The organism is Kitasatospora sp. NPDC097643, from assembly GCF_040302625.1.
Lineage (GTDB): Bacteria > Actinomycetota > Actinomycetes > Streptomycetales > Streptomycetaceae > Kitasatospora.
In genome coordinates this window covers 44494-70874 of record NZ_JBEOSA010000003.1, presented here as the reverse complement: position 1 = coordinate 70874, position 26381 = coordinate 44494, and the positions used below count along the sequence as shown (strand labels likewise).

Below are 26381 nucleotides of genomic sequence, written 5' to 3'. Positions count from 1 at the left end.
AGATCCTGTCCGCGTTGTCCGGCATGCTGGACGGCATGACCGACACCCCTGCCCGGCTGCTGAGCCTGCTGTCGCTGCTCCAGACCCCGCGCGAGTGGCCCGGCAGCGAGCTCGCCGAACGGCTCGGCGTCAGCCCCCGCACCATCCGCCGCGACATCGACCGGCTGCGCGACCTCGGCTACCCGGTGCAGGCCACCATGGGCGCGGTCGGTGGCTACCGGCTGGTCGCCGGGACGGCGATGCCGCCGCTGCTGCTGGACGACGAGGAGGCGGTCGCCATCGCGGTCGGCCTGCGGGCGGCCGCCGGGCACGCCGTGGTCGGCATCGAGGAGGCCTCGGTCCGGGCGCTCGGGAAACTGCTCCAGGTGCTGCCGGGCCGGCTGCGGCACCGGGTCGACACCCTCAACACGGCCACCCTGCCGCTGCTCACCGGGGACGGCCCGACCGTCGAACCGGAGGACCTCACCGTGCTCGCGAACGCCGTCACCAACCGGGAGCGGCTGCGCTTCGCCTACCGGGCCGGGGACGGCGCCGAGACCCGCCGCCACGTCGAACCCGAGCGCCTGGTCTCGACCGGGCGCCGCTGGTACCTGGTCGGCTTCGACCTGGACCGGGACGACTGGCGGCTCTTCCGGGTCGACCGGCTCAGCGGCCCCCTGGCCACCGGCGCCCGCTTCACCCCGCGCCCGCTCCCGGCCGAGAACGCCGCCGTGTTCGTGGCGAGCAAACTACGCCGCCGGTCGCACACCCACACCATGGTCGCCACCGTGCACCGCCCCGCCGCCGAGGTCGGCAGCCGGCTGCCCTGGACCGGGGACCACGAGGTCGAGCCGATCGACGAGCACAGCTGCCGGCTGGTCTCCCGGGCGGAGTCCCTCAAGTGGCTGGCGAGCGGACTGCTGCTCCTCGACTGCGACTTCGAGGTGCACGAGCCGCCGGAGCTGCGCGACCACCTCCGTCTGGTCGCCGCCCGCGCCAACCGCGGGGCCGGCGCGGCGGGTTAGGGGGTGAACGCGCTCCCGGTCGAGGTCGGCCGGGCCCGGACCTCGACCGGTTCGCTCATCCGGTCACCGCCTCAGACGCCGTATTCGGCGGTGAGCAGCGCCCTCCCCAGGGTGTGGAAGGTGATGTTGAAGCCCACCTGGGCCGGCGGGGTGTCGGCCGAGACGTCCAGCTTCTCGACGTCCAGCGCGTGCACCGCGAAGACGTACCGGTGCGGGGCGCCGGGCGGCGGGGCGGCGCCGTCGTACTTGGTGCCGGGGAAGTCGTTGCGCCCGTGGAAGGAGGCCGCGCCCGGCAGGGCGTCGTCCGAGGAGCCGGCGCCGCGCGGCAGTTCGACGGTGTCGGCGGGCAGGTTGAGCGCGAGCCAGTGCCACCAGCCGGAGCCGGTGGGCGCGTCCGGGTCGTAGCAGGTGACGGCGATGCCGCGGGTGCCCTCCGGCAGTCCGGACCAGGCCAGCTGCGGCGAGAGGTTGCCGCCGGCGTAGGTGAACTCCTTCGCCAGCGTGCCGCCTTCGGTGATGTCGGTGCTGGTCAGTGGGAAGGACGGCACCTGCGGCAGGAACTCGTACGGCAACGGCGGGCGGACGCTCATGGGGTGGTCACCTCTCAACGGGCCTGGCACGGCCTCGGACTGAACGACGCTGTTCACCATAACGGGGTGCCGGTACGAACCGGCGGCGCCTACAGTCGGGTCATGGCCTCCTCGTTCCCGCGCCTGCTCGCCGACTCCCGCCGCGCGCTCTTCACCATGCTCGGCATCCAGGCCGTCATCTGGTCGGTGCAGCTGGTGAACTGGCTGGACGACTACCAGCTCTCCCAGGAGTACGGCCTGCGCGCGCAGCAGCTCGACGACCTGCCCGAGATGTTCACCATGCCCTTCCTGCACTTCGGCTGGGGTCACATCGAGGCCAACTCCTGGCCGCTGTTCGTGCTCGGCTTCCTGGCCGCCTACCGGGGCATGCGGAGGTTCCTGCTGGCCAGCCTGGTGATCGCGGTGTCCGGCGGGCTGACGGTCTGGCTGCTGGAGAGCCCGGACACGGTCACGGCCGGCGCGAGCGGCATGGTCTACGGCTACCTCGGCTACGTGGTGCTGCGCGGGCTGCTGGACCGCAAGCTGCTGGACGCGGCGGTCGGCGTCGTCGTGGCCGCGGTCTACTCGACCCTGCTGTTCGGCGTGCTGCCGGGCGCCCCGGGGGTCAGCTGGCTGGGCCACCTGGGCGGGCTGATCGGCGGGCTGGCCGCCGCCGTCCTGCTCCGCGACCGCACCCCGAAGGCCGTCCCCGCCCGTCCGGCCCACCAGGTATAGACCAATCCCACCCCTGCGGCTAGCGTGAGCAGCGCCCCCGCCCCCGCCCCCTGCTCCGGAGCCGCACCGTGGAGTCGTCCGTCCTCGCCTTCGCCACCGACCTGCTCGACGAGGGCGCCGACACCTTCTTCGGCAACCTCGTCGACCGCGCCGGGGTCGGCGGCCTCACCCTCGCCGCCGTCTACCACGAGGCCCGGGACGTCTTCCCGCACAACCCCCGCCGGGTGATCCGCTACCTGGAGCCCGGCGCGGCGTACTTCCGCCCCGACCCGGCCCGCTGGCGCGGCCGTCGGCTCGCCCCGGTCCCGTCCACCGCCCTCGGCGAGCGCGACCCCTTCGCCGAGGCCGCCGCCGAGACCCGGCGGCGCGGTCTCGCGCTGCACGCCTGGACGGTGTTCTGCCACAACGACCGGCTCGGCTTCGCCCACCCGGACTGCGCCCCGGCCAACGCCTTCGGCGACCGCCACCTGACCGAACTGTGCCCGGCGCACCCGGAGGTCCGGGAGTACGCGCTGACCCTGGTCACCGAACTGGCCCGGTACGGCGTGGACGCGATCCGGGCCGAGTCGCTGCACTTCCACGGGCTGCGGCACGGCTACCACCACGAGCGCTACTTCGAGGAGCTGGGCCCGGCCGCCGAGGCGCTGCTCGGCCTCTGCTTCTGCCCCCACTGCCGCACCGCCGCCGCCCGGGCCGGCATCCCGGCCGAGGAGGTGGCCGCGGCCGTCCGCGCCGAGCTGCGCCGCCGGCTGGCCGACGAGCGGGCCGCCGCCGAACCCGCCGCCCTGGACACGCTCGCGGACGGCGCCCTCGCCGCCTACGTGGACGCCTCCGCCACCACCGTCACCGCGCTCGCCGCCGACCTGACCGAGCAGGCGCGCCGTCACGGCATGCGGCTGAGCTTCATGGACGGCGGCGGCCCGGGCAAGGGCTGGCTGTCCGGCATCGACCTGCCCGCCCTCGCCGGGGTGACCGACCAGATCGAGACGCTCGGCTACGCGCGGACCCCGGAGGCGGTCCGGGAGCGGATCGCCGCCTTCGCCCTGCACGGCGTCCGCCCGCAGCAGCTGGCGGTGATCCTGCGTCCGATGGCCGCAGACTGCGACGGCCCGGAGAACCTCGCCGCCAAGATCGCCGTCCTGCGCGAACTCGGCGTCCCCGAGGTCGAGTTCTACCACTACGGCCTGATGCGGCTCTCCTCGCTGGACCGGATCGGCGCCGCACTCGCCGGGTGACGCCCCTGGCGCTTCCGCTTGGACGTCCGGAACAGGCTCCGCGAGATCTCCCGCCCGGCCGGCGGGGTGACGGCGGAGGACATCGGAGCACACTCCTGGGCAGAGCGGGATCGGGCGGAGCCAGTTCGGGCAAAAGGGAATCAAAACCTGGGGAAGAACTTCGCGACATTTCCCCTCAAACAGCCACATTCGTCCACCCGCAGATCACACCCGAGCGCGTGGCGGGGCCGCGGCTGCTGCGCCATCCGCCGCCCAAACGGTAGGCTTTCCGTGTGATCTTCAAGCGCATCGGCAATGGGCGGCCGTACCCGGATCACGGCCGGACGAGCACCCGCCAGTGGGCTGACGTCGCCCCGCGCCCGGTGCGACTCGACCAGCTGGTGACCACCAAGGGCCAACTCGACCTCGAAACCCTGCTGGCCGAGGACTCGACGTTCTACGGGGACCTCTTCGCCCACGTGGTGAAGTGGCACGGCGACCTCTACCTGGAGGACGGGCTGCACCGGGCCGTACGGGCCGCGTTGCAGCAGCGCCAGGTGCTGCACGCCCGTGTCCTCGAAATGGAGTGACGAGGCCCCGCCCCGGGACCGACGGGCCGCACCGGCCCGCTCCGCAGGCTTCCGGACCGCCCCCTCGCCACCCGGCGGAGGGCGGTCCGTGCGCACCCCGGTACCTCCATTCGGGTACCGGGATACTCCAGATGATGATCATTTAGTACCTTCGCAGCCAGACCGCACTAATCTGCTGACTACGGCCGCGACCAGGGGATCCGCCCGCACCGGCCGACCCGTCATCCCGACCCCGCCCTGGCACGAGGGGGAGACAAACCGTGAGCATGTTGACTCCCCAAGGCCTCAAGGGGAAGCAGTACCGCATCACCGGCAACGCCTACCCGCGGCTCGGCCGGCCGCCGAAGAAGAGCCGCAAGGTGATCGCCGGGATCGCTGCCCTGCTCGCACTGGCCCTGATCGGCCTCGGCGGCGTGCAGCTCTACGACATCTTCACCGGCAAGAACAAGAACTCCTCCGCCCAGGCCTGCGCGACCCCGTCCGGCAAGGCGCTGGCCGCCCCCACCCCGACCGCCGCACCGGGTGCCCCGGCCGCCTCCGGCGCGCCCGCCGCGCCCCAGGGCGACCCGCACGCGATCCCGCAGCCGGCCGCCGTCACGGTGAACGTCTACAACGCCACCACCAAGGCGGGCCTGGCCGGGCGCACCGCCGAGGAGCTCAAGAAGCGCGGCTTCACCATCGGCAAGGTCGGCAACGCACCCGCCGAGCTGGACAAGAAGGTGCCCGGCACCGCGCAGGTGATCGCCGGTCCGGGCGGCGCCGGTGCGGCCACCCTGCTCGTCTCGCAGATCGCCGGGGCCACCGCCACCGCCGACGCCCGCACCGACGCCAGCGTGGACTTCGTGGTCGGCGACAGCTACAACGCCCTGCTGGACGAGACCCAGGCCGCCGCCGCCCTCGCCCTGGCCACCAAGCCCTCCCCCACCCCGACCGCCACCGGCAGCTGCTGAGCGGCCCCGGACGCACTTCCGAACGCACGAGAGCCCCCGGCGCATCCGCCGGGGGCTCTCGGTCGTTCCGGGAGGCTCGGGCTCAGCCGGCGGTGCCGTACAGGCGGTCGCCCGCGTCGCCCAGGCCGGGGACGATGTACCCGTTCTCGTTGAGCCGCTCGTCCAGGGCCGCGGTGACCACGGTGACCGGCAGCCCCGCCAGCGCGCGCTCCATCACCTCGACGCCCTCCGGCGCGGCCAGCAGGACGACGGCGGTGACGTCGGTGGCGCCGCGCTCGATCAGCATCCGGATCGCCGCGACCAGGGTGCCGCCGGTGGCCAGCATCGGGTCGAGCACGTAGACCTGACGGCCGGAGAGGTCGTCCGGCATCCGGGTGGCGTAGGTGGAGGCCTCCAGGGTCTCCTCGTTGCGCACCATGCCGAGGAAGCCGACCTCGGCGGTCGGCAGCAGGCGGGTCATGCCGTCCAGCATGCCGAGACCGGCCCGCAGGATCGGCACCACCAGCGGACGCGGGTAGCTGAGCCGGGTGCCCTGGGTGACCGCCACCGGGGTGGTGATCTCCACCTCCTCGGTGCGGACGTCCCGGGTGGCCTCGTAGGCGAGGAGGGTCACCAGCTCGTCGGTCAGGCGACGGAAGGTCGGCGAGTCGGTGCGCTCGTCGCGCAGGGTGGAGAGCTTGTGGGCGACCAGGGGGTGGTCGACGACGTGGAGACGCATGTACCGAGGTTAGCCCGGCGCTGGACGCCTGTACGACTCGCCGCGTGCCACCCGCGCCCCCGGGCACCCCGTCGGCGGCCCCGGCCGGGGTTCACGCTGCCGTGACGCGCCGTGACGCACCGCGAATGTCCGGACGAAAGCGTCTCCTGTGGTATCAACCGGGCCGTTCTGGGAATGTCAGGTCCTATGACGAGCAACCCGAACGCGGGGGACGGCTCGGCGGACGAGCCCGCGGGGCGGCCGGGCGGTCGCACCGGCCCGCCGCAGGACCCTCCGGAGACCGAGGCCGAGCGCCGCAAGCGCCGGGCCGTCTTCCTGCGCGAGCTCACCGAGGCCCGCGAACTACGGGAGCGGGTCCAGCCCCGGCGGACCAAGGAGCGGCGCATGCGCGAGGCCATGCGGATGCGAACCTTCCGGATCTGACACGGATCCGGGGGCCGATCCGCCCGGATCCGCCCGGATCCGCCGGGCCCGACCCGGTGCCGCCCGGGCTTCACCGGCCGTCGGCCAACCCTTCCGACACGACCTGCAAAGACGCGCTGCCGAACACCCCCCGCAAGGGCGGGCTTTCTGTCACGATTCCGATGGGACGGTCCGAACAAGCGGACCGCCTCTGGCGCGGGGGCGGCCAGATTTTCGCGTTGCCCGAGCGCGCCGACAGCCGAGACCGGATGATCTTGGGAGTGTCCCTGGTGGCGTACTTCGCTGCAGTGCTTGCTCGCACCGAGGACGGGTGGGATGTGAGCGAGACGGAGCTCGACGACGTCGAAACCCTGGCCGATCTGGCCGACCTGGCCCGCGACAGCGCACAGGACGACGACAGCGTCCTGATCTTCATCGAACAGGAGGACGCCTGGTTCGCCATCGTCCGCGTGGACGGCGAGGAGGACCCGCGGATCTTCGTGTCGGACGGCGCCGCCGCCGCCCGCAGCTCCTACGGCTCCGTCCTCACCGACGAGCTGGTCGACCAGGCCGGCGAGAGCGAGTTCGGCGACCTGGACCACCTGGTCGTGGAACTGGAGGACAGCGAGGAGGAGCAGGAGCAGGACGACGAGGAGGCCGACGCGCGCGGCGGCGTCCCGGTCGGTCCGCTCGGCGACGCCCACCTGCTCGCCGAGTTCGGCCTGCCCTCCGAGGAACTGCTCGCCCTCAGCGGCGAGGGCGCCGTCCCGGGCGACGCCCTGGAGGAGATCGCCGAGGCGCTCGGCTGCGGCGAGGTCCTGGAGGCGGTCCGGTAGCGGACGGCGGCATGCCGGTGCCCGCCGCCGGATACCCGACACTGGATGCCATGCAGCCCGCTTCCCCCGCAGCCCCGCTGATCGCCCCGCTGCCCGCCCCCGTCCGCCCCGACCCGGTCCGCGACCGCTGGGCGGCGCCGATGCGCCTCGCCATCGCCGAGGCCGCCCTGGCGCCGGCCACCGGGGACGTCCCGGTCGGGGCGCTCGTCCTGGGCCCGAACGGCGAGGTGATCGGACGCGGCCACAACGAGCGGGAGGCGGTCGGCGACCCGACCGCGCACGCCGAGGTGGTCGCCATCCGCCAGGCGGCCGAGGAGCTCGGGGAGTGGCGACTGAGCGGCTGCACCCTGGTCGTCACCCTGGAGCCCTGCACGATGTGCGCCGGCGCCATCGTCCTCTCCCGGATCGACCGGGTGGTCTACGGCGCCCTCGACGAGAAGGCCGGCGCGGCCGGCTCGCTCTTCGACGTGATGCGCGACCGCCGGCTCAACCACCGCCCCGAGGTGGTCTGGGGCGTCCTCGCCGAGGAGTGCGGGGCCCAACTGCGCGAGTTCTTCGACACCCACCGCTGACCCACCGCCGACCCCCCTGCGGACGGCCGTCCCGATACGGATTTCGTGACCGCGCCACCCGTCCGGTAGAGTTCCCCTCGGTAGCGTGTCCGAGCGGCCAAAGGAGCACGCCTCGAAAGCGTGTGTGGGGGCAACTCCACCGTGGGTTCGAATCCCACCGCTACCGCTGGAAAGCCCGAGGGCCCGTCCGATTCCGGACGGGCCCTCGGCGTTTCCGCGCACCCTCGGACGCGGAAAGGGCCCCGCACCCCGGGCTGATGACCACCAACGCCCGGCGGGTACGGAGCCTGGAGGGGGGAGCGGCTCGGGGGACTGGCCGCTCCCCCGGCGGAGTCCCACAACCGGCGCCGCGTCGGGGGGAAGCCGCGGCGACCGGTCCCACAGCGGGGAGCTCCGGATCCACGTACCGGAATTCCTGCCAGATCCGCGGTACGTCACCCAGCATGCCGCCCGGACCGCACCGGGGCACCCGGAGAAGGGCCCCACTCGCGGGGACCTTCGTCCCGCCGGGCGAACGCGTCGCACACTTGATAGCCCGTCCGGTGGATAAGCTGCCCCCTGCAAGGGCCGCTCGGGGACCCGGATGACGGCGGCCCACAGCAGGGAGGAAGGTCACCCGATGGCGCAGGCGAAGAAGATCGGCATGGTCCTCCTGCTCATCTTCGTCCTCTACTCGATCATCACCTCACCGGCCCGCTCCGCCGAACTCGTCCAGCTGGGGTTCGAGGGCATCTCCAACGCCGCCAAGGCGGTCGGCACGTTCATGACCGGGCTGATCAAGTAGCGGACGGCGGTCGTCGGCCCCCGCCGCACCGACTACGGTGGGCGGGACCCTCTACCCCCCGTCCGCGAGGAGCGGCAATCGTGATCCGGCACCTGGTCCTGTTCAAGCTCAACGAAGGCGTCCGCAAGGACGACGAGCGCGCCCTCGCCGGCGCCAAGGCGTTCGAGGAGCTCGGCTCGCTGATCCCCGAACTGCGCGAGTGGCAGTGCGGCTGGAACACCACCGACCGCGACATCGCGTACGACTACGCGATCAACAGCCTGGTGGAGGACCGCGACGCCCTCCAGGCCTACCTGACCCACCCGGCCCACCAGGCCGCGGGCGCCCAGTGGCGCGAGTTCGCCACCTGGGTGATCGCCGACATCGAGGTCTGATCCACCCGGACCCCAGGGCCGTCCCCCGGACGGACCGCAGCGCCCCGCCCGGCACCCTGGCGGGGCGCCTTGCTCTGTCCCGGAACCACCCGTGCGGGGCGCCGCCCCTCGGCCCCGCGCGGCACCGGCACCGCACCAACACACCTCCGTCGGGTGCTTGCCCGACCTGCGCCCGCCTTGTGATGCTATGACCGGTTTTGCCGGACATGGCGAGGTGGTGAACGAGCCGCGACACCCGATCCGCAGGTCCCGCCGCCGTAGTCGACTTTGGGAGGGGTGACGTGTCCGTGGACGAGGTGCTGGCGGCGATCATCAGCCCGGCCGGCGAGCTGCGCCCGGGCGGTCTGCGCGGCCCCGGCGGCCGCCCCGCGGTGGACGTCCGGACGCTGACCCGGGTGCTGTTCGAGCGGCTCGCGGAACTGCCCCCCGACGCTCCCGAGCGCGAGCGGGTCCGGGCCGCCCTGATCGAGGTGAACATCCCGCTCGTCCGCTACGCGGCCACCCGCTTCCGCAGCCGCAGCGAGCCGATGGAGGACGTCGTCCAGGTCGGCACCATCGGACTGATCAACGCGATCGACCGCTTCGACCCGAGCCGTGGGGTGCAGTTCCCCACCTACGCGCTGCCGACCATCCTCGGCGAGATCAAGCGCTACTTCCGGGACAACGTCCGCACCATGCACGTCCCGCGCCGGTTGCAGGAACTCTGGGTCCAGGTCAGCGGGGCCATGGAGGAGCTGACGGTGCTGCACGGGCGGGCCCCGAAGGTGCCCGAGATCGCCGCCAGCCTGCGGATCCCCGAGGAGGACGTCCGGGCCTGCCTGGACGCCGGACGGGCCTACAACGCGGCCTCCCTGGAGGCCGCGCAGGAGCACGAGGGCGGGCTCGCCCTGCTCGACCGGCTCGGCTACGAGGACGCCGCGCTGGCCGAGGTCGAGCACCGGGACATGGTCCGCCACCTGCTGGTGCAGCTCCCCGAGCGGGAGCGCCGGATCGTCATGCTGCGGTTCTTCGCCAACCTGACCCAGTCCCAGATCAGCACCGAGCTGGGGATGTCCCAGATGCACGTCTCACGACTGCTCTCGCGCATCCTGACGAGGCTTCGGACCGGCAACTCATGGGAAGAGTGAGATTGCAGCGCGTTACCCCCACGTGACATCTTGCGACGTTCGGGTTTGCCGAGGACCGTGTGCCGGTATGGAGGGGGAGGGCCCGCGCGGGGAACCTCGGCGCGAGGGCCCCCGTTCAACTGTCAGTCACAAGGGGGTGGGTGCATGGCCGGAGACCTGGGCACTGCGGGGATCCACGCTGGTCAGGCCAACGGCACGGTGGTCGCCGAGGAGCGGATCCCGCTCCAGCGGGTCCCGTCCGCCGCGTCGCCCGGCCCCGAGGCGCCGCCCGAGACGCCGCCCGGCGCCGGGCTGGACACCCGGACGCTCTCCCGCTCGCTGTTCCTGCGGCTGGCCGCCCTGGAGCCCGGCAGCGCCGAGCACACGTACGTCCGCGACACCCTGATCGAGCTCAACCTGCCGCTGGTCCGGTACGCCTCGGCGCGCTTCCGCAGCCGCAACGAGCCGATGGAGGACATCGTCCAGGTCGGCACCATCGGCCTGATCAAGGCGATCGACCGCTTCGACCCGGAGCGCGGGGTGGAGTTCCCCACCTTCGCGATGCCCACCGTGGTCGGCGAGATCAAGCGCTTCTTCCGGGACACCAGCTGGTCGGTCCGGGTGCCGCGGCGGCTCCAGGAGCTGCGGCTGGCGCTCACCAAGGCCGGCGACGAGCTGGCCCAGCGACTGGACCGCTCCCCCACCGTCGCCGAGCTGGCCGCCTGCCTGGGGGTCAGCGAGGAGGACGTGGTCGAGGGCCTGGCGGTCGGCAACGCGTACACCGCCAGCTCGCTCGACTCCAGCCCCGGCGAGGAGGACGGCGACGGCCCGCTGGCCGAGCGGCTCGGCTACGAGGACCTCGCGCTGGAGGGCGTGGAGTACCGGGAGTCGCTGAAGCCGCTGCTGGCCAAGCTGCCGCCGCGCGAGCGCCGGATCATCATGCTGCGGTTCTTCGGCAACCTCACCCAGTCGCAGATCGGCGAGGAGATCGGCATCTCGCAGATGCACGTCTCCCGGCTGCTCACCCGGACGCTGACGCAGCTGCGCGAGGGCCTGATCAGCGAGGGCTGACCGGGCCGACGGGGGCCGGGTCCGAGACCGGACCCGGCCCCTTCACACGCTGCCGTCCAGCAGGTTGGCCCGCAGGCCGGCCAGCACCTCGTCGTCCAGCCCGAGCCCGTCCCGCCAGAACGCGTCGAAGCCGGACCAGCCCGCCTCGACCTCCTCGAAGGCCGCTTCCAGGTAGCGGGGGTCGGCCCGGAACACCGGGAGCAGCAGCTCCGGCTCCCGCATCAGCCCCCGGGTGCCGAAGTCGTCCATCACCCGGCCGACGACCGGGGCGGAGCGCTCGTTGGTGAGCAGGTAGTCCGCGAGGACGGTCTCCCGGTCCACGCCGAGGGCGGTCAGCAGCAGGGCGGCGGCCCAGCCGGTGCGGTCCTTGCCGGCCGAGCAGTGGAACAGCAGCGGCGGCCCGTCCGGGGCGGCCAGCAGGCGCAGCACCACGGCGAAGCGCTCCCGGGCGACCGGGTCGGTGACGAACCAGCGGTAGAGACCGGTCATCATGGCGGCCGCCCGGCCGTCCCCGAGCAGGGCGTGCTGCTTCTGCGGGCTGCGGTCGGCGAGGGCGTCCCGCAGCGTCACGTAGATGTCGAAGTCCGTTGCGAACACCGGGAGATGGTGCAGGGTGACGCCCTCCGGGGCGGCCGCCTCGACGGTCAGCGCGGTACCCGCGGGGGCGATCCCGGCCAGGTCGGCGACCGGGAGGCCGGGGAGCCGGTCCGGGCCGGCCTCGCGGACCTCGTCGAGGCTGCGCAGATCGACCACCCGGCGCAGGCCGAGGGCGCCCAGCGGGCCGAGGTCCTCGGCCGTGACGTGGTTCAGGCCATCGCTGCGCAGGGCCACCCCGTGCCGCAGGAGCCGTCCGTCAGCCGTCCGGTAGCCGCCCAGATCGCGGGCGTTGATCGCGCCGCGCAGCCCGAGACTGCGCCCGACCTGGGCCGTTCCGTCCGATTCCGGCACCGCATTCCGAGTGCCCCCGATTGGCCCGAAGTCGGTCTGCTGATCGGCCACTCGGGCGCCTCCATTGCATATTCGGACGGTCACATGGCACAGCGGTAGCCGATATTGCATGAACCTGCCCAATGGATCGGCAAGTTGTGCAAGAGTGTCATGCGCAACGACGACAGTGTAGGTCTCCAGGGCAGCCCCACCACGCCGCACGTTCGGTAGCCGGTCGTAGCGCTCAGCGTCCGGTTTTTCATTTTCAATTCATTATTTGCGTAGCCGGTCCGGTTCCGGTCACAATCAGCGCCTTCATGGCATCGCCATGAACGTTGGTAACAGGTTCGCTGCACTCTCGCCCATTTGGTCCCTCGCAGACCCCAGCCTCGACCAGGATGGGCGCCGGGCAGCCTGCCTGCCCGCGAACAGCTACAGGGCCGGTGTTCGCCGAGCAGCGATGCGCCTGCCCCAAGGGGAGGAACACCATGGGTCGAGCGACCCGAAGAGTTGCCGCCTGCGCGGCAGCAGTTCTGCTGGCCAGCGGCCTGCAGATCACCCTGGCCCACGGCGACACCACGCCGCCCAGGATCGACCTCACCGTCCTGGTCATCGACGACGGTGGGCCGTCGGTCGCGGCGATCACCGCCGAACTCAAGAACCAGGGCACCCCGTACAAGGTCGTCAGCCTCAGTGACACCAACCGCCCCACCATCGACGCCGCTTTCCTCAGCGACACGGTGAACGGGCAGCCCCGCGGGAAGTACCAGGGCATCGTCCTTCCCAACGAAAACCCCTTCCCCAACACCGCGTCGGGCACCGCCGAGATGGCGGCCATCGCGAGCTACGAAGCCGCTTTCAACGTTCGGCAGATCGACGCGTACACGTGGGCCAGCCCGGCGGTGGGGCTGAACTACGCGGCAAATCCCGGTTACGTCGGGACTCTGGACGGTTTCCAGGGCGCCACCACCTCGGCCGGAACCTCCGGTCCGTTCGGGTACCTCAAGGGCAGCGTTCCGTTCGAGGACAACGACCCGAAGATCGGCGAGAGCTACGGCTACCTCGCCACCCCGCTGGCGACGCTGCCGGCCGGCGCCTCGTTCACCCCGCTGGTGGACGCGCCGATCCCGAACAGCACCACGCGCGGCTCGCTGGTGGGCGAGTACACCCACGACGGCCGCAAGGAACTGGTCGTCACGTTCGTCTACAACCAGTACCAGCAGCAGTACCGCCTGCTGGCCCGCGGCATGGTCGACTGGATCACCCAGGGCGTCCACCTCGGTTACGACCGCAACTACTTCGCGGCCCACATCGACGACGTCTTCCTGGCCGACGACCGCTGGGACACCACTCTCAAGTGCACCCCCGGTGACGTCACCTGCCCGCCCGGCACCCCGGACACGGCCAACCCGATCCGGATGACCCAGGCCGACGCGCAGTACGCCAAGCAGTGGCAGACCGCCAACAACTTCACCATGGACATGGTGTTCAACGGCGGCGGCAGCGAGGACTGGAAGGCCGACCACCAGACCACGGTGGACCCCACGGCCAGCCAGATGATCGCCGACCAGACCAGCTACCGGTGGGTCAACCACACCTACACCCACCCGTACCTGGGCTGCGTCCAGGACGTCAGCGTGGTGCCGTGGCGCTGCACCAAGGACGCGACGGGCAACACCGTCTGGGTCGACCAGAACACCATCTCGACCCAGATCAAGAACAACTTCGACTGGGCCAAGACCAACGGCCTGAACGTCGACCCGCAGGCCCTGGTCACCGGTGAGCACTCCGGTCTGCTGACCGCCCCGCAGGAGACCAGCGACAACCCGTACCTGGCGCCGGCGCTGGCCGCCAACGGGATCAAGTTCACCGGCAGCGACGCCTCCCGCGAGCCCGCCCAGCGGGCCGTCGGCTCGTCCACGCTGACCGTGCCGCGCTACCCGATGAACGTCTTCTACAACGCCGGTACGGCGAAGGAGGAGGCCGACGAGTACAACTGGATCTACACCAGCAAGGCCAACGGCGGCAGCGGGATCTGCGAGAACAACGCGAACTCCACCTGCCTGCCCCAGCCGCTGGACGTCAACACCGGCTACCAGTCGTACATCGTCCCGCTGGAGGCCCGGATCGACCTCGGCCACGTGCTGAGCAACGACCCGCGCCCGCACTTCATCCACCAGTCGAACCTCTCCGAGGACCGGATCCTGTACCCGGTCCTGGAGAAGATCCTCGGCACCTACCGGGCGCTGCACGCCGACAACACCCCGATCGTCAACCTCGGCGAGAAGGAGATCGGCCAGGAGTTCCAGAAGCGCGCGGCCTGGAACGCGGCCCTCGCCGCCGGCCAGGTCACCGCCTACCGCATCGGCAACACGGTCACCGTCAACGCCCCGTCCGGCGTTCAGGTCCAGGCCACCATGCCGACCGGAACCACTCAGAAGCTGGTCATCGGTTCGACCGCCTTCGGTTCGGCCTACGCCGGTACGCTCTCGGGCTGGGTGTCCAAGGGCTCCCTGCAGAGCAGCGTCACCCTGCAGCTCCCGAGCGCTCCGGCCGCCCCGGCCGCCGTCGCGCCCAACGTGGCGGCCAACTCGGTCACCGCGCCGGCCCCGGCCGACAAGAAGGTCGTTCCGCAGGGTGTCGCCACTCCCGTTCCGGTGGCCCCGAGCGACACGACCCGCACGAAGGCCCCGACCCTCGTCCCCGGCAGCGGAACCCCGGTGCCCGGGAAGGGCGTCGCCAAGAACGGCAACGGCGCCACGCACGCCGCGGCCAAGAGCGGTAAGGCCACCGGGGGGGCGGCCTCGCTCGGCACCACGACCACCGGAAGCTCCGGCACCCGGTAACCAGTAACACCCGATGGCGGGGTCGGACCGGCGACGGTCCGGCCCTGCCACGGCTCCCGTTCCGGCCACCCAGGCCGGACACCCGACGCAAGGAACAGGAGGGGGGACAGGAGATGCGCGTCACCCTGCTCACCGAGGGGACGTATCCGCACCAGCACGGCGGCGTGAGTGTCTGGTGCGACCAGCTCGTTCAAGGCATGCCCGACGTCGACTTCGACATCATCGCCGTCACCGGAACCGGCCACGAATCACTCGCCTGGGAGCTGCCCGCCAACGTGCGGTCGGTCACGACCGCTCCGCTGTGGGGGCCGGCCTCGGAGGCCAGGCCGCCCCGCGGCAAGGAGATGCGGCGCTTCCTCAACGCGTACGAGCGCTTCCTGCACTCCATCCTCGACCCGGTCTACACCACCCACTTCGGCACCGAGCTGTACGGCTTCGCCGACCTCGCCCGGCGCGGGCTGCTCAGCCCGGCGCTGCGCAGCGAGCGCGCCCTGCGCACCCTCCAGCACGTCTGGACCCGTGACTACCTGCCCACCGCCGTCTCCCGGCCCACCCTCCACGACGCCCTGAACGCCACCGACCTGCTGGAGCACGCCCTGCGGCCGCTCTCGGTCGACCCGCCCACCGACGGCGTCGCGCACGCCGCCAGCGGCGGCCTGGCCACCCTGCCCGGGCTGATCGCGGCCCAGCAGTTCGGCGTGCCGTTCCTGCTCACCGAGCACGGCATCTACCTGCGCGAGCGCTACCTCGGCTACCGCACCGGCCCGTACCGCTGGCCGGTCAAGGCGCTGCTGCTCGGCTTCTACCGGATGCTCGCCGAGGAGAGCTACCGTCAGGCCGCGCTGGTCACCCCCGGCAACCGGTACAACCGGCGCTGGGAGGAGCGCGGTGGCACCCCGTCCACCCACATCCGCACCGTCTACAACGGCGTGGACCCGGCGGCGTTCCCGCCCGCCGGCCCCGAACCCGGGACGCCCACCCTCAGCTGGGCCGGCCGGGTCGACCCGATCAAGGACCTGGAGACGCTGATCCGGGCCTTCGCCATCGTCCAGCGCGAGATCCCCGAGGCGCGACTGCGGCTCTTCGGGGGGACGCCCAAGGGCGGCGAGGCCTACCGGGACGGCTGCATAGCCCTGGCCGCCGAGCTCGGCGTCGCCGACTCGGTGGCCTTCGAGGGCCGCGTCGCCGACATCACCGACGCGTACGCGGCGGGGAACGTGGTGATGCTCTCCAGCATCAGCGAGGGCTTCCCGTTCACCCTGATCGAGGCGATGTCCTGCGGCCGCGCGACCGTCTCCACCGACGTCGGCGGCGTCCGCGAGGCCGTCGGCGACACCGGCCTGGTGGTACCGCCGCGCGAGCCCGAGCCGATGGCGGCCGCCGCGATCGAGCTGCTGCGCGACGCCGAACGGCGGGCCCGGCTGGGCGAGCAGGCCCGGCTGCGGGTGATCGAGCAGTTCACGCTCCGGCAGAACATCGACGGCTTCCGCGGCATCTACACCGAACTCCTCGGCACCGCCCGCTGGATGCCGAACGGCGTCGTGGCCGTCACCGACCAGGTCCCCAGCCCCGACTGGGACCAGCAGCTGGCCGCCGCCCGGCCCCAGCCGAGCGAGGTGGGCGCGTGAGCGGTCCCTTGCGTCTGGTTCCGGACGAGGGCGGCGCGGAGCGTACGGTGCAGCTGCGCACCCTGCCGCTCAAGCGCCGCCGGCCGGCCCCGCCGGCCGAGCCCGAGCCCGCCGAGCAGCTCGGCCTCTCCGCCGACCCGCTGGACGAGCTCGCCGAGCGCCTGCGCGACATCTGCGCCGACGCCGTCCACCCGTACGAGATCGCGGCCTTCCTGGAGTCCGACGGCCTCTCCGACGAGCAGGCCGCCCTGCTCTACGGCCGCCCCGACGCGTTCACCGTCGCCGAGGAGCTGTTCGAGAAGGTCGAGCGCCGGTACCCCGGCCCGAGCTCCGAGTTCGCCAACCCCTGGCGGGCCGACCCCTGGCGCTGCGTCGTGCGCGGCCTGGTGTTCGCCCTGCCCGGCCTCGGCTACCTGCTGGGCGCCAACCTGTTCGCGGCCACCCGGATGCGCTTCGGCCTGCCCTCGGGCATGCTCGCGCTCTCGGTCGCCACGCTGGTCAGCTGGAGCTTCAACCAGGCACTGGCGCACCGCGCGTACCGCTGGCTGGGCCGCGCCCGGCGCCGGGAGGCGGCGATCTGCCTGTCCGCCGGCGCACCGCTCGGCGCACTGCTGGCGTCCGCCGCCGCGTACGTGGTCGGCGGGCCGCTCGGTGCGCTGTCCTTCGCCGCCGGACAGTCCCTCTACCTGGGCGCGGCCACCGTGCTGCTGGTGCTCGGGCGGGAGAAGTTCCTGCTGCTGGCGCTGGCCCCGGCCTCGGTCGGCGCGGGCGTGGTGCTGGCGACGGACGTCCCGCAGCTCGTCCGTACGGTCGTCCTGCTCGCCTCGCTGGCGCTCGCCGTCGGCCTGGCCGCCCGGGAGCTGCTGTTCTGCATCCGGCGCGGCGAGAAGGAGGGCGTGGAGCTGAAGCTGCCGATCCGGCAGGAGATCCCGCACCTGCTGTTCGGCCTGGCCTGCGGCTCGCTGACGCTGATCGCCGGCCTCGGGGTGACCATCCACCAGGCCGTCCGGACCGGCGCCGCGCACGGCGCGAACGCCACCCCGACCGGGCCGGCCATGATCGCGCTGACGCTCAGCCTGGGCCTCGCCGAGTGGCTGCTGTTCCGCTACCGGGCCCTGGCCGTGGCCGCCCTGCGCACCAGCCACACCACCGGCCAGTTCACCCGCCGGACCGGCGGGGTGCTGCTCGGCTGCCTGTTCATCTACCTCACCACCGTGGCCGCGCTGGACGCCGCCGCGACCGTGCTGTGGCCCGGCGCTCCCGCGCTCGGCGTCCCGCAGCTCGGCGCGCTGCTGCTCCTCGGCGGCTCACTCTGGCTGGCGCTGCTGCTGAACGCCTTCGGGCTCAGCTGGAGCACCGCCCTCATCTGTCTGGCCGCCGCGGGTGCCGAGAGCGCCGGGCTGCTGACCGGTGTGGATCCGACCCTCCTACAGCTGATCGGCTGCGGGACGGCCGCCGTGGTCCTCACCGCCATCGCCGGGCCCGTGCTCGGCCGCACCACCCAGCACCGCTGACCACCGGGTGCAGAACAACACACACGCGCCCGAACCGGGCACGTGCACAACAGAATCCGCTCCGACGGAGCGGCAGAACCTCCGGCCGGCCACCACCGAGAGCCCGGCCAACCCCGAGATCGAGAAAGCGAATCACGCATGAGCAGCGTCGCGGTTACCGGAGCCGAGGGCTTCATCGGCTCCCACCTCGTCGAGACCCTGGTCGCCGACGGGCACCACGTCCGCGCAATGGTCCAGTACAACTCCTTCTCCTCCTTCGGCTGGCTGGAGACCCTGCCCAAGGAGGTGCTGGACTCGGTCGAGATCGTCCTCGGCGACGTCCGGGACCCGGGGTCGGTCAACGGCCTAGTCAAGGGCACCGAGGCGGTGTACCACCTGGCCGCACTGATCGCGATCCCCTACTCCTACCGGGCCCCGCACTCGTACGTCGACACCAACGTCACCGGCACCCTGAACGTGCTGGAGGCGGTCCGTCACCTGGAGATCCCGCGCCTGGTGCACACCTCCACCAGCGAGACCTACGGCACCGCGCAGACCGTGCCGATCACCGAGGACCACCCGATCAACACCCAGTCCCCGTACGCCGCCTCCAAGGCCGGCGGGGACCGGCTGGCCGACAGTTACCACGCCAGCTTCGAGACCCCGGTCGTCACCCTGCGCCCGTTCAACACCTTCGGCCCGCGCCAGTCGATGCGCGCCGTCATCCCGACCGTGATCGCCCAGGTCGCGGCCGGCGAGACCGAGATCACCCTCGGCGACCTGCGCCCGACCCGCGACTTCACGTTCGTCAAGGACACCGCGAACGCCTTCCGCACGGTCGGCACCGCGCCCGCCGAGACCGTGGTCGGCAAGACCTTCAACGCCGGCACCGGCGGCGAGATCTCGGTCGGCGACCTGGTCACCCTGGTCGGCAAGCTGATGGGCGTGGACCTCCTGGTGAAGGAGGACGAGCAGCGCATCCGTCCGGCCAACTCCGAGGTCATGCGCCTGGTCGCGGACGCGACCCGGCTGCGCACCGCCACCGGCTGGGCGCCGCGGTTCAGCCTGGAGCAGGGCCTGGAGCAGACCATCGAGTTCTTCCGCGACCCGGCCAACCTGGCCCGCTACAAGACCGACATCTACAACGTCTGACGTCGCACCGATTCTCCGTCCTGACAACCAAGGTTCGTGTCCTGCTCATCCTTTCCGTGGGGGAAAAACATGCATGCAGTGATCCTGGCCGGCGGTAAGGGCGTCCGTCTCCGCCCGTACACCACCGCGCTTCCCAAGCCGCTCGTTCCGATCGGCGACCAGCACGCGATCCTGGAGATCGTGATGCGCCAGCTCGCCGCCGCGGGCTTCAAGTCCGTCACCCTGGCCATCGGCCACCTCGGCCACATCATCCGCGCCTACGTCGGCAACGGCTCCCAGTGGGGGCTGCGGGTCGGCTACGCCGTCGAGGACAGCCCGCTCGGCACCATGGGCCCGCTGCTCACCATGCAGGACCGCCTGCCGGAGCACTTCCTGGTGATGAACGGCGACATCCTCACCGACCTGGACTTCGCCGGGGTGCTCAAGCACCACGAGGCGTCCGGGGCCCCGCTGACCATCGCCACCTACGCCCGCCAGGTGAAGATCGACTTCGGCGTGCTGACCGCCGAGGCCGGCAACATCACCGGCTTCCAGGAGAAGCCGAGCATCGACTACCGGGTCTCGATGGGCGTGTACGGGGTGTCCCGCTCGGCGCTCGCCAAGTACACCCCCGGTCTGCCGCTGGGCTTCGACGAGCTGGTGCTGGACCTGCTCGCCGCCAAGACCCCGCCGTCCGCCTACGAGTTCGGCGGCTACTGGCTGGACATCGGCCGCCCGGACGACTACGACCGGGCCAACGCCGAGTTCACCTCGATCCGCCCGGTGCTGATGCCCTTCGAGTCGGCCGGGAGCGTCCCGGGCGTGGCGGAGCTGCCGGTCCCGGCCGTCCGCACCGCCCCGGACGACGCGGCCGAGCAGCCCGTCGCCGCGGGCGCCGAGAGCGACGGACGGGCCGCGTGAGGATCCTGCTGCTCGGCGGTGACGGCTTCCTCGGCCGTCACGCCACCGCCGTCCTGCGGTCGCTGCCCGGTGCCACCGTGCTGACCGCGGGCCGACGGCCCAGTCACGACCTCCGGCTGGACCTGGCCACCGCCCAGGCCGGGCCGCTCGGCGAGGAGCTGGCCGCGCTGGCCCCCGACGCGGTGGTCAACTTCGCCGGCGCGGTGGCCGGCAGCGCGGTCAAGCTCGCCGAGGTGAACGCGCGCGGTCCGGCCGTGCTCTGCGAGGCGTTGCAGCTCGGCGCCCCCAAGGCCCGGCTGGTGCACATCGGTTCGGCCGGCGAGTACGGCGTCTGCGAGGCCGGCAGCTCGCTGTCGGAGGAGTCCGACGCCCGCCCGGTCGGCGTGTACGGCGCGACCAAGCTGGCCGGCTCCCTCGCGGTGGCCGGCTCGCCGCTGGACGCCGTGGTGCTCCGGGTGTTCAACCCGGTCGGGCCGGGGGCCCCGGCGGGCTCGCTGCCCGGCCGGCTGGCCGCCGAACTGCGCCGGGCGGCCCCCGAGGGGGCCGCGGGCGTGGTCACGGTCGGGGACCTCTCCGCCTACCGCGACTTCGTCGACGCCCGCGACATCGCCCGCGCGGTCGGCCTGGCCGTCACCGCGGACGGTCCGCTCCCCCGGGTGCTCAACCTCGCCTCCGGGCAGGCCAAGCCGGTCCGGGCGATCGCGGACGGCCTGGTCGCCGCGGCCGGCTTCACCGGCCGGATCGACGAGAGCGGGGCGGGTTCCGAGCGTTCCGCCGCGGTCTCCTGGCAGCAGGCCGACGTGTCGGCCGCCGCCCGGGAACTCGGCTGGCACCCGGAGACCGACCTCGCCGACACCCTGCGCGACCTCTGGCTCAGCACCACCGAGCCCGCCACCACCCCGGTCGTCGCATGACCGGGGCGACCACCCTCGACGGCCGCCTGCTGGTGCCGCTGTACGTCCACCCCGCGGTGGACCCGGCGGCCTGGCGGGCGGTCGCCGCCGCCGATCCCGCCCGGATCGCCGCCGTCGTCCTCAACCTCGCCGACGGTCCGGGCGAGCTCCCGGACAACGTCTTCGCCGAGGCCGCCGACGAACTCCGCGCCGCCGGGCTGCCGTTGCTCGGCTACGCCGACACCGACTACGGCCGCCGGCCCCACGCGGCTGTGGTGGCCGATATTCTGACGTATCGTCAGCGACATGGCATCACCGGCGTCTACCTCGACCAAGTGGCCACCCACCCGGGCGCGTTGGCGCACTACCGGCGGCTGGCCACGGCCGCTCGGGCGGCCGGCTGCGGCACCGTGGTCTTCGGCCACGGCGAGCACCCGGACCCGGGGTACGCCGAGGTCGGCCTGGCCGACCTGCTGGTCACCTTCGAGGGCGACTGGGACACGTACCGCGCGATGACGCTCCCGCTGTGGACCGGCCGCCACGCCGCCTCCCGCTTCTGCCACCTGGTGTACGACGTCCCGGCCGACCAGGCCCGGGACGCCACCGCGCTGATCGCCGCCCGTCGGGCCGGCGTCGGCTGCGCCGTCCCGGGCGCCGGGGAGAACCCCTGGCGCACCCTGCCCCACGGTCTGACCGCCGCCGAACTGACCTGACCCGATCCGGAGTTCTACCACCGTGAACCGCCGCACCCGGCTCCTGCCGGCCGCCGTAGCCCTCGCCACCGCCCTGCTGGCGACCTCGTGCAGCAGCTCAGGCTCGGACGACAACGACTCCTCGGCCGAGGACTCCCCGAGCAGGCCGCCCGCGGCCACCGCCCCGGGCACCACCAGCGCCCCGGGCACCCCCGACGCCAGCACCGCACCCGCCACCCCCGGCTCGCCCACCACGCCCGGCGCGACCACCGCCCCCGGCACCCCGGGCGGCACCACCGCCCCGGGCACCGCCACTCCGGGCACCCCCAGCGGCGGCACCGGCAGCAGCACCGCCCCGCCGCCGGCCGGCGCCCGCTGGCAGCCCACCCCGGGCCTCACCTGGCAATGGCAGCTCGGCGGCAGCGTGGACCAGTCGGTGGACGTCCCGGTCTACGACATCGACGGCTTCGAGAACGACGCCTCGGTGGTCGCCGCGCTGCACGCCAAGGGCCGCAAGGTGATCTGCTACATCAACGCCGGCTCCTGGGAGAACTTCCGCCCCGACGCCAACGCCTTCGCCAAGACCCTGCAAGGCTCCGACACCGGCTGGAAGGGCGAGAAGTGGTTCGACATCCGCAAGCTCGACCAGCTCAAGCCGCTGATGGCGGCTCGCTTCGACATGTGCAGGAGCAAGGGCTTCGACGCCATCGAGCCGGACACCATCGAGGCGTACAACCAGAACAGCGGCTTCCCGCTGACCGGTGACGACCAGATCAAGTACAACCGGATGCTGGCCCAGCTCGCCCACGAGCGCGGTCTGGCCATCGGCCTGAAGAACGATCTGGACCAGATCCCCGCGCTGCTGGGCGACTTCGACTTCGCGGTCAACGAGGAGTGCTCGCAGTTCGACGAGTGCGAGCGGGTCGCGCCCTTCATCAAGGCGGGCAAGGCGGTGTTCCACGTCGAGTACAAGCTCGGAACGGACCAGTTCTGCGCCAAGGCCAAGTCCCTCGGCTTCAGTTCGATGCAGAAGAAGCTCGAACTGGACGCCTGGCGGCGGCCCTGCTGAGCACCGCGGAGCTGTGCCGGCACCGCCAGGCGTTCCACCGCGAAGGTCGGGGGATCGTGAGGGTCGTCAGGATCGGTCGTACGGAATGCGCGAGGATCACCCCGCGCGGGGGTTACTTGACCGCCAGCCAGATGACGCCGGCCAGCACGGCCAGGACGAGGACGGCGATCACAGCGATCACGCCGGTGCGGTTGCCGCTGCTGCGGCCGTAGGTGTTGACGGAGCCCGGTGCCTGAGGCGCCGGGCTCTCGTCGACGAACGCCCGGAACATCTGGGTGCTGCCGGCGGGGTCGTAGTCGTTGTCAGCCATGGCAGGGACTCTAACGAATCCACCCACCTCCGGACACCCCGGACCCTCCTCCGGGGCCCGCAACCCCGGTCGTGCAACAGCGGGACGACGAGTTCGTGAAGCGCGCCCGGCGCCCGGAATGCCGCCCGGCGCGATCCGGTTGACTGCCACCATGACCGGATACCACAGCGACGCCCCCGGCCGGGTCCGCCTCGGCACCTCCGACCTGTCCGTCTTCCCGCTCTCCCTCGGCGGCAACGTCTTCGGCTGGACGGCCGACGAGGAGCAGTCATTCGCCGTCCTGGACGCCTACGCGGCGGCCGGCGGCAACTTCGTCGACACCGCCGACGTCTACTCCGCCTGGGTCCCCGGCAACACCGGCGGCGAGTCCGAGACCATCATCGGCAACTGGCTGCGCAGCCGCGGCAACCGCGACGACGTCGTGATCGCCACCAAGGTCGGCCTGCACCCCGAGGCACGCGGCCTGGGCGCGGCCACCATCAAGGCCTCCGCCGAGGGCTCGCTGCGCCGCCTCGGCGTCGAGCGGATCGACCTGTACTACACCCACCAGGACGACGACACCCCGGTCGAGGAGTTCGTCACCGCCCTGGACGAGCTGGTCCGCGAGGGCAAGGTCGGCGCGGTCGCCGCCTCCAACATCGGCGCCCAGCGGCTGGCCGAGGCACTGGCCTTCGCCGAGCGCGAGGGCCTGGCCAAGTACGTCGCCGTCCAGCCGCACTACAACCTGGTCTCGCGCGGCACCTTCGAGGGCCCGCTCGCCGACGTGGTGGCCGAGCACGGCCTCGCCACCGTCCCCTACTACGCGCTCGCCTCCGGCTTCCTCACCGGCAAGTACCGGCTGGGCGGCCCCGGCGTGACCAGTGCCCGCGCCGAGGGGGCCGCCCGCTACCTGGACGACCCGCGCGGCCCCAAGGTGCTGGAGGCACTGGACGCGGTCGCCGCGGAGCACGGCGTCGAGCCCGCCTCGGTGGCCCTGGCCTGGCTGACCGCCCGCCCGACGGTGGCCGCCCCGATCGCCAGTGCCCGGACGGTCGAGCAGCTCCCGCCGCTGCTGGCCGCCGCCACGCTCCGGCTCACCCCGGAGCAGACCGCACGGCTGGACGCCGCCTCCGCCTGAGCAGCCGGCCGAACAGACGCCGGGGCCCCCGACGGCACACCGCCATCGGGGGCCCCGGCACGATCCAGGAGCTAGGGCCGCCCGAAATGGGTCGGGTAGTAGCCCGCGTCGAGGGTGGATATCCGGACCGTCCGGCCCGGCCGGGGCGCCTCGACGAACCGTCCGCCGCCCAGGTAGATCCCCACGTGGTGGATCCCGGAGGCCCGGCCGCTGTCCGACCAGAACACCAGGTCGCCCCGGCGCAGCTGCCCCGCGCCGATCGGCGTGCTCGCCGCGTACTGGTCGTCGGCCACCCGCGGCAGGCTGATCCCGCTGCGCTCGTACGCCTGCTGGACGAGCCCCGAGCAGTCGAAGCCGGACGGACCGTCACCGCCCCAGACGTACGGCTTGCCCAGCTGGGCGAGCGCGAAGTCGACGGCCGCCTCCCGGCTGCCGGCGGCCGACGCCCCGTCCGAGGAGGGCTGGGTGACGGGCTTCGCGGGGGCCTGGTCCGAGCCGCCGGACTGACCGGTGCGGCTGAGGTAGACGTCGTAGTGGCCGGTCCACCGCCACTCGCCGCCGGAGTTCTTGAACCAGTACTTCGAACCGTCCCAGCCCTGGCGCGGGCCGGCGGACGAGGCCGGGCCGTTGGACCCGGCGGCCGGCTTGCCACCGGAGCCGCCGGAAGCGCCGGAGCCGCCGGACTGACCGGTGCGGCTGAGGTAGACGTCGTAGTGGCCGGTCCACCGCCACTCACCGGCGGAGTTCTTGAACCAGTACTTCGAACCGTCCCAGCCCTGCTTGCCGGCCGCGGCGTGCGCCGTCCCGGCGCCGGCCGTCAGACCGACGACCCCGGCGCCCGCCAGCACGGTGGTGGCCAGGCAGGTACTCCGCACGGCCCGGTGTATTCGGCTGCCGCCGGCCGCCGCGGGGCGGGCGGTGCGCGGGCGGGCCGCACAGTTCGGGCAGCCGCAGCCCGCCAGCGCGGGGATGCTGCCGAAGCTCTCCTCGAAGCCGATCAGGCCGAGGTCGAGCTCCAGGTCCAGCTCGAGGTCGGGGTCGAGGTCGAGGTCCGGTTCGGCGTACGCGCCGGTGGCTATCCTCATGCGGGTCGTCCTTCCTTCCGCCCGGCCCGGGCGGCCGGGGGCGGTACCGAGGCGGCCACTCCGGCCGGGGCGACGAAGACGACCAGCAGCTGCTCCATCAACGCGCTGCGGGCGGCCTCGTCGAGTTCGTGCGCGGTGGCGCGCTCCAGCCGGCGGACGGCGAGCGCCGCCGCCTCCACCGCGTCGTCGACCAGCACCGTCCGCAGACCCGCGTCCAGGTCGGCCAGCCGGCGACGACGCATCGACTCGGCGACCTCGGGCGCGTAGTCCAGCGCCAGCGGCTGCACCGAGTACACCTCCAGGCCCGCCGGGGCGACCTCGGCGGCCAGCGCCCGGGTCAGCTCGTCGGCGAACCACTGCCCGTCGCGCAGCGCGGGCCCGGGCGCCGCGTTGCTGTCACACGGCAGGGTGGACGCCGTCCGGGTGAGCACCGCCTGGACCTGCTCGCGCAGGTAGTCCTCGTGGTCCTCGATCGCCAGCAGCGCCCGCGCGGTGTCCTTCACCCGCCAGACGATCAGCAGCCGGACCACGATCGGCGTCCCGGTCCGGTCGACCACCTTGACCGGCTCGCTGCGCCAGTGCCGCAGCCGGACGTCCACCCGGCGCCGGCGCAGCAGCGGGTTGACCCAGACCAGGCCGGTGCGGCGGACGGTACCCCGGTAGCGGCCCCAGCGGGTGAGCACCCGGGTCTCGCCGCCCGCGTTGGCCAGCAGCCCGGCCAGCGCGAGGACCACGAGCAGTCCGGCGGCGCTGACGGCGGCGACCGTCCGGGCGTCCACCTCGGCCTGACCTCTCGTCCGCGCGGCGGCGCCGCGCAGGTCGGGCAGCGCGTCCCAGTGCGGGATGACGCCGTCGTGCAGCAGCACCGCCAGCACGGCGGCCAGCCCGACCAGCACCGCCAGCAGGGCGATCCAGCCCGGCAGGGTGGCGGCGCCGTGCTCGCGCAGCGCCTGGTCGGCACGCGGGGGCCGGCGGGAGGTGACCGGCACGGAGGCACCCGCCGGGGTGGCCTCCGGAACCTCCGGCAGCTCCACGGTGGCGTTCTCCAGCGGGTCACGCGGGTCGGCGGCGATGCCCACGGCCGGACCGGGGAGAACAGCCATCGGGGTGGTCGCCGGTCCGGTGTCGGCCCCGCCGACCGGTTTGGCCGGCTTGCCGGCGGTGGCCCTGACCAGCGGGCTGGCGCCGGAGGCGAAACGTTCCGGCAGAACCGGCGGGAGCGCCTTGGGCAGATGGTCGGGTCGCTGCGAAGAATCGCGGGTGACGTCCATGCACGGATCCTCGGGGTCGGTGTGTCGCGCAACGGGCGGCCCGGATCTGACGGGCAGTGCCAGGGTCAGGCTA

The 26381-nt window shown here is 72.8% G+C and carries 26 protein-coding genes, 1 tRNA gene and 1 pseudogene; 22 read left to right on the top strand and 6 right to left on the bottom strand.

The genetic code is table 11. The features are described 5' to 3' along the window. Positions 1-35: 35 nt before the first annotated feature. Positions 36-1004, top strand: coding sequence for a helix-turn-helix transcriptional regulator (locus ABTY15_RS03465; protein WP_350575279.1), 969 nt, complete (start codon positions 36-38; stop codon positions 1002-1004). Between the two features lie 71 nt (positions 1005-1075). Here ABTY15_RS03465 and ABTY15_RS03460 read toward each other — a convergent pair whose 3' ends face one another. Continuing rightward, complete coding sequence (locus tag ABTY15_RS03460) at positions 1076-1594, bottom strand: YbhB/YbcL family Raf kinase inhibitor-like protein (protein ID WP_350575276.1); 519 nt, start codon at positions 1592-1594, stop codon at positions 1076-1078. Positions 1595-1696: 102 nt separating this feature from the next. On the opposite strand from ABTY15_RS03460, the gene ABTY15_RS03455 reads away from it, so the two are divergent. The 4 genes from ABTY15_RS03455 to ABTY15_RS03440 all read left to right on the top strand — a co-directional run bounded on the left by ABTY15_RS03455 (position 1697) and on the right by ABTY15_RS03440 (position 5062). Beyond that, positions 1697-2308, top strand: coding sequence for a rhomboid family intramembrane serine protease (locus ABTY15_RS03455; RefSeq protein WP_350575273.1), 612 nt, complete (start codon positions 1697-1699; stop codon positions 2306-2308). Positions 2309-2376: 68 nt separating this feature from the next. After that, complete coding sequence (locus ABTY15_RS03450; RefSeq protein ID WP_350575270.1) at positions 2377-3543, top strand: hypothetical protein; 1167 nt, start codon at positions 2377-2379, stop codon at positions 3541-3543. 272 nt (positions 3544-3815) lie between these two features. Next, positions 3816-4112, top strand: coding sequence for a type II toxin-antitoxin system VapB family antitoxin (locus ABTY15_RS03445; RefSeq protein ID WP_030061387.1), 297 nt, complete (start codon positions 3816-3818; stop codon positions 4110-4112). Positions 4113-4378: 266 nt separating this feature from the next. After that, positions 4379-5062, top strand: a complete 684-nt coding sequence (locus tag ABTY15_RS03440) for a LytR C-terminal domain-containing protein (protein ID WP_350575667.1) — start codon at positions 4379-4381, stop codon at positions 5060-5062. A gap of 82 nt (positions 5063-5144) precedes the next feature. Here ABTY15_RS03440 and upp read toward each other — a convergent pair whose 3' ends face one another. Next, on the bottom strand, positions 5145-5780 hold the full coding sequence (gene upp / locus ABTY15_RS03435) for a uracil phosphoribosyltransferase (protein ID WP_350575267.1): 636 nt from the start codon (positions 5778-5780) through the stop codon (positions 5145-5147). Between the two features lie 186 nt (positions 5781-5966). Between upp and ABTY15_RS03430 the strand changes: the two genes are divergently transcribed. The 8 genes from ABTY15_RS03430 (at position 5967) to ABTY15_RS03395 (ending at position 10925) form a co-directional block, all read left to right on the top strand. After that, on the top strand, positions 5967-6203 hold the full coding sequence (locus ABTY15_RS03430; RefSeq protein WP_350575264.1) for a hypothetical protein: 237 nt from the start codon (positions 5967-5969) through the stop codon (positions 6201-6203). 248 nt (positions 6204-6451) lie between these two features. Next, positions 6452-7018: a tRNA adenosine deaminase-associated protein gene (locus ABTY15_RS03425; protein WP_350575261.1), complete on the top strand. Its 567-nt coding sequence runs from the start codon at positions 6452-6454 to the stop codon at positions 7016-7018. A gap of 50 nt (positions 7019-7068) precedes the next feature. Further along, positions 7069-7590, top strand: coding sequence for a tRNA adenosine(34) deaminase TadA (gene tadA, locus ABTY15_RS03420; RefSeq protein WP_350575258.1), 522 nt, complete (start codon positions 7069-7071; stop codon positions 7588-7590). A gap of 79 nt (positions 7591-7669) precedes the next feature. Continuing rightward, positions 7670-7756 (top strand) — tRNA-Ser (locus ABTY15_RS03415). A 453-nt stretch (positions 7757-8209) separates the two neighbouring features. Beyond that, positions 8210-8374, top strand: a complete 165-nt coding sequence (locus tag ABTY15_RS03410) for a hypothetical protein (RefSeq protein ID WP_167344920.1) — start codon at positions 8210-8212, stop codon at positions 8372-8374. An 80-nt stretch (positions 8375-8454) separates the two neighbouring features. Next, complete coding sequence (locus ABTY15_RS03405; protein ID WP_350575255.1) at positions 8455-8748, top strand: Dabb family protein; 294 nt, start codon at positions 8455-8457, stop codon at positions 8746-8748. A 329-nt stretch (positions 8749-9077) separates the two neighbouring features. After that, positions 9078-9875 carry an RNA polymerase sigma factor SigF gene (locus ABTY15_RS03400; protein ID WP_350575664.1) on the top strand — a complete coding sequence of 266 codons (798 nt, stop codon included), beginning with the start codon at positions 9078-9080 and terminating at the stop codon, positions 9873-9875. A gap of 144 nt (positions 9876-10019) precedes the next feature. Further along, the gene (locus tag ABTY15_RS03395) at positions 10020-10925 is read left to right on the top strand and encodes an RNA polymerase sigma factor SigF (protein WP_350575252.1); all 906 of its coding nucleotides are present in this window, start codon (positions 10020-10022) and stop codon (positions 10923-10925) included. 42 nt (positions 10926-10967) lie between these two features. Here the strand turns inward: ABTY15_RS03395 and ABTY15_RS03390 are convergent, their stop codons facing one another. Further along, a complete protein-coding gene (locus ABTY15_RS03390) occupies positions 10968-11873 on the bottom strand; it encodes a tyrosine-protein phosphatase (RefSeq protein WP_350575250.1) in 906 nt (301 codons plus the stop codon). Between the two features lie 467 nt (positions 11874-12340). Here ABTY15_RS03390 and ABTY15_RS03385 point away from each other — a divergent pair, with 467 nt between their 5' ends. The 8 genes and pseudogenes from ABTY15_RS03385 (at position 12341) to ABTY15_RS03350 (ending at position 22525) form a co-directional block, all read left to right on the top strand. Continuing rightward, positions 12341-14698: a hypothetical protein gene (locus tag ABTY15_RS03385; protein WP_350575247.1), complete on the top strand. Its 2358-nt coding sequence runs from the start codon at positions 12341-12343 to the stop codon at positions 14696-14698. 113 nt (positions 14699-14811) lie between these two features. After that, positions 14812-16326, top strand: coding sequence for a GT4 family glycosyltransferase PelF (gene pelF, locus ABTY15_RS03380; protein ID WP_350575241.1), 1515 nt, complete (start codon positions 14812-14814; stop codon positions 16324-16326). Next, positions 16323-17840, top strand: a complete 1518-nt coding sequence (locus ABTY15_RS03375; RefSeq protein ID WP_350575238.1) for a hypothetical protein — start codon at positions 16323-16325, stop codon at positions 17838-17840. Before pelF ends, ABTY15_RS03375 begins: the two co-directional genes overlap by 4 nt. Before the next feature lie 138 nt (positions 17841-17978). After that, a complete protein-coding gene (locus ABTY15_RS03370) occupies positions 17979-18971 on the top strand; it encodes an SDR family NAD(P)-dependent oxidoreductase (RefSeq protein WP_350575230.1) in 993 nt (330 codons plus the stop codon). A 69-nt stretch (positions 18972-19040) separates the two neighbouring features. Next, positions 19041-19742, top strand: a pseudogene (locus tag ABTY15_RS03365) (nucleotidyltransferase family protein); the annotation flags it as partial. Positions 19743-19867: 125 nt separating this feature from the next. After that, complete coding sequence (locus ABTY15_RS03360) at positions 19868-20785, top strand: NAD-dependent epimerase/dehydratase family protein (protein ID WP_350575227.1); 918 nt, start codon at positions 19868-19870, stop codon at positions 20783-20785. After that, positions 20782-21477 (top strand): spherulation-specific family 4 protein, encoded by a 696-nt coding sequence (locus ABTY15_RS03355; RefSeq protein ID WP_350575224.1) that lies wholly within the window; start codon positions 20782-20784, stop codon positions 21475-21477. Before ABTY15_RS03360 ends, ABTY15_RS03355 begins: the two co-directional genes overlap by 4 nt. Before the next feature lie 22 nt (positions 21478-21499). After that, entirely contained in the window at positions 21500-22525 is a 1026-nt protein-coding gene (locus ABTY15_RS03350) for an endo alpha-1,4 polygalactosaminidase (protein ID WP_350575221.1), read from the top strand. Positions 22526-22637: 112 nt separating this feature from the next. Here the strand turns inward: ABTY15_RS03350 and ABTY15_RS03345 are convergent, their stop codons facing one another. After that, positions 22638-22835 (bottom strand): hypothetical protein, encoded by a 198-nt coding sequence (locus ABTY15_RS03345; protein WP_350575219.1) that lies wholly within the window; start codon positions 22833-22835, stop codon positions 22638-22640. Positions 22836-22986: 151 nt separating this feature from the next. Between ABTY15_RS03345 and ABTY15_RS03340 the strand changes: the two genes are divergently transcribed. Further along, on the top strand, positions 22987-23952 hold the full coding sequence (locus ABTY15_RS03340; protein WP_350575216.1) for an aldo/keto reductase: 966 nt from the start codon (positions 22987-22989) through the stop codon (positions 23950-23952). A gap of 71 nt (positions 23953-24023) precedes the next feature. Here the strand turns inward: ABTY15_RS03340 and ABTY15_RS03335 are convergent, their stop codons facing one another. Together ABTY15_RS03335 and ABTY15_RS03330 are read right to left on the bottom strand one after the other, a co-directional pair. Next, on the bottom strand, positions 24024-25037 hold the full coding sequence (locus ABTY15_RS03335; protein ID WP_350575213.1) for a C40 family peptidase: 1014 nt from the start codon (positions 25035-25037) through the stop codon (positions 24024-24026). Beyond that, positions 25034-26308: an SPFH domain-containing protein gene (locus tag ABTY15_RS03330; protein ID WP_350575210.1), complete on the bottom strand. Its 1275-nt coding sequence runs from the start codon at positions 26306-26308 to the stop codon at positions 25034-25036. The genes ABTY15_RS03335 and ABTY15_RS03330 overlap by 4 nt, the downstream gene beginning before the upstream one ends. Between the last annotated feature and the right edge of the window lie 73 nt (positions 26309-26381).